Annotated in this window: 6 protein-coding genes and 1 pseudogene; all 7 read right to left on the bottom strand. The window is 75.4% G+C overall.

Annotation, left to right across the window (positions count from 1 at the left end):
- Positions 1-275: 275 nt before the first annotated feature.
- Complete coding sequence (locus tag AC0CYZ_RS27400; RefSeq protein ID WP_472221263.1) at positions 276-983, bottom strand: demethylmenaquinone methyltransferase; 708 nt, start codon at positions 981-983, stop codon at positions 276-278.
- A complete protein-coding gene (locus tag AC0CYZ_RS27395) occupies positions 980-1,600 on the bottom strand; it encodes a DUF3592 domain-containing protein (protein WP_472221261.1) in 621 nt (206 codons plus the stop codon). The genes AC0CYZ_RS27400 and AC0CYZ_RS27395 overlap by 4 nt, the downstream gene beginning before the upstream one ends.
- A gap of 172 nt (positions 1,601-1,772) precedes the next feature.
- Positions 1,773-2,132: a monovalent cation/H(+) antiporter subunit G gene (gene mnhG / locus AC0CYZ_RS27390; protein WP_472221259.1), complete on the bottom strand. Its 360-nt coding sequence runs from the start codon at positions 2,130-2,132 to the stop codon at positions 1,773-1,775.
- Positions 2,129-2,422 (bottom strand): monovalent cation/H+ antiporter complex subunit F, encoded by a 294-nt coding sequence (locus AC0CYZ_RS27385; RefSeq protein WP_472221257.1) that lies wholly within the window; start codon positions 2,420-2,422, stop codon positions 2,129-2,131. Before AC0CYZ_RS27385 ends, mnhG begins: the two co-directional genes overlap by 4 nt.
- A complete protein-coding gene (locus AC0CYZ_RS27380) occupies positions 2,419-3,009 on the bottom strand; it encodes a Na+/H+ antiporter subunit E (RefSeq protein ID WP_472221255.1) in 591 nt (196 codons plus the stop codon). The genes AC0CYZ_RS27385 and AC0CYZ_RS27380 overlap by 4 nt, the downstream gene beginning before the upstream one ends.
- Complete coding sequence (locus tag AC0CYZ_RS27375; protein ID WP_472221253.1) at positions 3,006-4,691, bottom strand: Na+/H+ antiporter subunit D; 1,686 nt, start codon at positions 4,689-4,691, stop codon at positions 3,006-3,008. The genes AC0CYZ_RS27380 and AC0CYZ_RS27375 overlap by 4 nt, the downstream gene beginning before the upstream one ends.
- Positions 4,688-4,921: pseudogene (locus AC0CYZ_RS27370) on the bottom strand (Na(+)/H(+) antiporter subunit C); the annotation flags it as partial. The gene AC0CYZ_RS27375 and the pseudogene AC0CYZ_RS27370, both read right to left, overlap by 4 nt.

Raw genomic sequence — 4,921 nt, 5'->3', positions numbered from 1 at the left:
GACACGCCCGCTGAATCTCGGTTGGCCGCATCCGGATCGGGGAACCTCTCCCGGTTGTCGCCGCCCCGGCTCATGATCAGGGGCACACCACGCACCCCGACGCGGCTGCGAACCTGCGTGGCGTGCCCCTCACGGGAGGGCTCCCGTCCGACGTCCGCGGCCGCAAGATCAGGGGCACACCGCGCACCTCGACGCGGCTGGGAACCTGCCTGACGTGCCCCTCGCGGCGGAGGAGGCGGGACGGGCGCGTGGCCCCTCGCGGGCGAGGGCGGACCTCAGCGCACGGCGGTGTGCAGCGTGACGATCCCGCCCGTGAGGTCCCGCCAGCTCACCGCGCTCCACCCGGCCGCCGTGATGCGCCGGGCCAGGGCGGGCTGGTCGGGCCACGCGCGGATCGACTCCGCGAGGTAGACGTAGGCGTCCGGGTTGGAGCTCACCGCGCGGGCGACCCGCGGCAGGGCCCGCATCAGGTAGTCGGTGTAGACGCGGCGGAACGGCGCCCAGGTCGGGGTGGAGAACTCGCAGATCGCGAGGGTGCCGCCCGGCCGGGTCACGCGGGCGAACTCGGCGAGCGCAGCGTCCGGGTCGACGACGTTGCGCAGGCCGAACGACATGACGACCGCGTCGACGGCGGCGTCGGGCAGTGGCAGGCGCATCGCGTCGGCGGCGAGGTAGGGCACCTCGCCGGCGTGGCGGGCGCGGCCGGTGCGCAGCATGCCGAGGGAGAAGTCGGCGGCGAGGCAGGTCGCCCCGGAGCGGGCGAGCTCGACGGTCGAGACGCCGGTGCCCGCGGCGATGTCGAGCACGACGTCGCCCGGGCCGACCGCCAGCGCGTCCCGCGTGGCCCGCCGCCAGGCGCGGTCCCGCCCGAAGGAGAGCACGGTGTTGGTGACGTCGTAGCGGGCGGCGACGCCGTCGAACATCCGCGCGACGGCGTTCGGGTCGCGGTCGAGCCCGGCGCGCGAGCCCGGGCCGGCGCTCACCGCGAGGCCCCGACCGGTTCGCGTCGCGCGGTCTCGTCGTCGGGCCCGGAGCCCTCGGCGGGCGCGCCGAGCGGCTTCGTCGGGTCCGGCGCCGTCGCGGGGCCGCCACCGGACGCCCCGGCGCGCCGCCGCCGCGCGAGGTACCAGGTCAGCGGGCCGAGCACGACCCACAGGCCCGCGACGCCGAGCGCCACGGGCGCGAGTCCCTCGGTCCAGTTCCGCCCGGCGACGCGCACGAGCTCGGGCTTGGCGCGGTCGTACTCGACGAGGACGTAGTTGCCCGGTTCCAGGCCGCGCGGGTACAGCACCCCGGTGTCCGGGCTGAGCACGGCACCGTCGGAGGCGGTGTACCGGATGAACGTGTGCGAGGCGTCGGACCCCTCGAGGACCTCGCCGACGGCGACGCCCCGGTCACCGGTGATCGCCGCGTCGTTGCGCGCGGCCCCGACGAGCACGAGCACCGCGAGGGTGCTGAGCACGAGAGCCAGGCCGAGGACGATCTCGGGGCCGCGCCGGGCCACGGGGGCGAGCACCACCCAGGCGGCACGCCATGCCTGCCCGGTGCCGCGCCGCACGGCCCGGGCCCGCCCGGTGACGAGCGCGCGGAGATCCGTCACAGCAACCAGAGTAGTGAGGTCCCGCGGTCGTCCCCCGTCCGAGGACGCGTCGTGCGCCGGTCGGGTGACCCCGAGGGGCGAGCGGCCGCCGGACTCCACGGCGTTCACGGGCACCTCACCCGCGGGGCGCGCACGCCGCGTCGAGGACGCCGCCCGCCGCAGCCGGGACCGGTCATTCCGGGGCGGAACGCTCCGGGCGCTCGGCGAGCTCGTCGCGGTGGAGCAGGTCGGTGCGGACCCCGCCGGCGCGGTACGCGAGCCGCCCCACCAGGTGCGCCGTGACCGGCGCGGTGATCAGCTGGAACGCCCCGACGAGCAGCAGCATCCAGACGTCGGCGCTGGTCCGCAGCAGCAGCGCGGTGCCGAGCACCACGAGGACGAGGCCCGCGGTCTGCGGCTTGGTCGCCGCGTGCATGCGCGAGAGGACGTCGGGCAGGCGCAGCAGGCCCACCGCGGCGGCCAGCGCGAGCAGCGAGCCGAGCACGACGAGCACGGCGCCGACGACGTCGAGGACCGGCGCGAGCACCGTCACAGCTCCTCCTCGTCGGCGGACCCGTCGCGCCGCCGCCCCACCACGCGCGCCACCGTCGACGACCCGAGGAACCCGACGAGGCTGATCGCGACGACGGCGGGCACCGTCGCCGAGTCGTGGGTCATCGCCACGTGCGCCATCAGGCCGCACATGACCACCGCGACGATCGCGTCGAGCGACACCAGGCGGTCCAACGCCGAGGGGCCCCGCACGAAGCGCACGGTCACCAGCAGCAGGCTCAGGCCGAGCAGGGCGAGCGCGACGGTGAGCAGGACGGCGGCGGTGCTCACGGCCCGCTCCCGTCGGGGTCGTCGCGCGGGTCGGCGCCCACGCCGGCGGGGGCGACGCGCTCGGGCTCGACCCGCACCCGGTGCACGCCCGCGGCCACCAGGTCGCGGACCAGCCGGTCGGACTGGCGACGGAAGCGCGCGATCGCGGCCGTGTCGTCGGCGCCGAGCACGTGCGCCCAGACCGTCCGCCCCGCCGCGTCGGCCTCGACGACGACGCTGCCGGGCACCAGCGACAGGCACTCGACGAGCAGCGCCACGAGCAGCTCGGAGTCGTCGGGGACCTCCACCGCGACGATCGAGCTGCGCGGGGGCGGGCCGGGGCGCACCGACTGCCAGGCCACCTGGACGCTGGAGACGGCGAGGTCGCGGGCCACGTCGAGCACCACGCGCAGCAGGCCGAGCGGGCGCAGTCCGCCGTCCGAGGTCACCGCGGGCAGCGGGAACGCCACCAGCACCGCGACCGCCACGACGAGGCCGCCGAGCAGGTTCGCCCAGGAGAACGTGCCCCAGAGCAGGACCCACACCGCGGTCAGCCACGCGACGCGCAGCAGCCGCGGCCGGCGCCACCACGCCACGCGGCCGGTCACCGGGCCACCCGGGTGTCCACGGACTGGGCGAACACGGCCGAGATGTAGGGCGTGCGGGCGGTGAGGTCCGCCGCGGCGGAGTCGGCCAGGCCGTAGAGCGGCCCCGCGACCACGGTGAGCGCCACCCCGACCGTCACCAGCGCCACCGTCGCGCCCGTCATCAGCGCCGGCAGTGCCACCCGTTCCCGACGGTCGGCCCGCGCGGACGGGCTGCCGAGGAGCTCCCCGGAGTAGGCGGGCGCACCCCGCCCGTCGCGCGCCGGCCCGGCGCCGATGAGCACCGGGTAGCGGCCGTCGTCGTCGGTGTCCTGGTCCTCGTCCTCGGTCGTCGGCGCGGGCAGCTGGTCGGCCGGGCGCCAGAACGCCAGCACCCACACCTTCGCCATCACGTAGAGCGTGAGCAGGCTGGTGAGCACCGAGCCGCCGACGAGCAGCCACGCCAGCACCGACCCGTCCTGCACGCCCGCCTCGACGAGCCCGAGCTTGCCGATGAAGCCGGACAGTGGCGGGATGCCGCCGAGGTTGACCGCCGGGACGAAGTAGAGGACGGCGAGCACCGGCGACGCGGCCGCGAGCCCGGCCAGCCGCGTCGTCGAGGTCGACCCGCCGACCCGCTCGACGAGTCCCGCCACGCAGAACAGCGTCGCCTGCACCGTGATGTGGTGGACGACGTAGAAGATCGCCGCGCCCACGCCCGCCGGGGTCGCCAGCGCCACCCCGAAGACCATGTAGCCGATGTGGGCGACCAGGGTGAACGACAGCACCCGCTTCAGGTCCTCCTGCGCGATCGCGCCGAGCGCCCCGATCACCATCGTCGCGAGCGCCGCGACCAGCAGGACGTCGTCGGTGACCCCGGAGCCGGGGAAGAGCAGGGTCTGCGTCCGGATGATCGAGTAGACGCCGACCTTGGTGAGCAGGCCGGCGAACACGGCGGTGACCGGCGCGGCCGCCGTCGGGTAGGAGTCCGGGAGCCACGCCGAGAGCGGGAACACCGCGGCCTTGATGCCGAACGCGGTGAGCAGCACGAGGTGGATCGCGAGCTGTGTGCCCGGCGGCACCGAGGACATCCGGACCGCGATCTGGGCGAGGTTCAGCGTGCCCACCGCCGCGTAGACCAGCGCGATCCCGATGAGGAAGACCAGCGAGGACAGCACGTTCACCACGACGTAGGTCAATCCCGCCCGCACCCGCGCCCGTGTCCCGCCCAGGGTCAGCAGCACGTAGCTGGCCATGAGCAGGACCTCGAAGCCGACGTAGAGGTTGAACAGGTCGCCGGAGAGGAAGGCGTTCGCGACGCCGGCGGCCAGCACCAGGTAGGTCGGGTGGAAGATCGAGACCGGGGTCCGCGTGTCGTCATCGCTGGTGCCCTGCCCGATCGCGTAGAGCAGCACCAGCAGGGTCACCGTCATCGACGTCAGCAGCATGATCGTCGAGAGCTGGTCCGCGACCAGGGTGATGCCCAGCGGCGCGGGCCAGGACCCCACGGTGACCACGCGGGGACCGTGCACGGAGCCGGCGAGGAGCACCGCCGAGATCGCGACGACGGCCGTCAGCACGCCGACCGACACGGCGCGCTGCGCGGTCGGTCGGCCGGCGAGCACGAGCGCGGTCCCGGCGCCGAGCAGCGGCAGCAGGACCGGCAGCGGCAGGAGGCTCTCGACGAGCCCGGAGCCCGGGTTCACGCCTGGGCTCCGGCGCGGTCGGCCCGGTCGTCGTCGGTGTCCGAGGTCTGCTCGCAGCCGGTGGTGTCGAGCTCGTCCTCGTCGACGTGTTCCCCGCTCGCCAGGCGGCGGCGCACCGACCGGTCCTCGGTGTCCTCGGTGAGGTCGTCCTCGCGGTCGAGCGTCCAGGACCGGTGGATGAGCGCGAGCAGGAACGCCGCGACCCCGAGGGTGATGACGATCGCGGTGAG

It is taken from the genome of Actinomycetospora sp., assembly GCF_055612215.1.
This window is presented reverse-complemented; position numbering and strand designations above follow the sequence as displayed.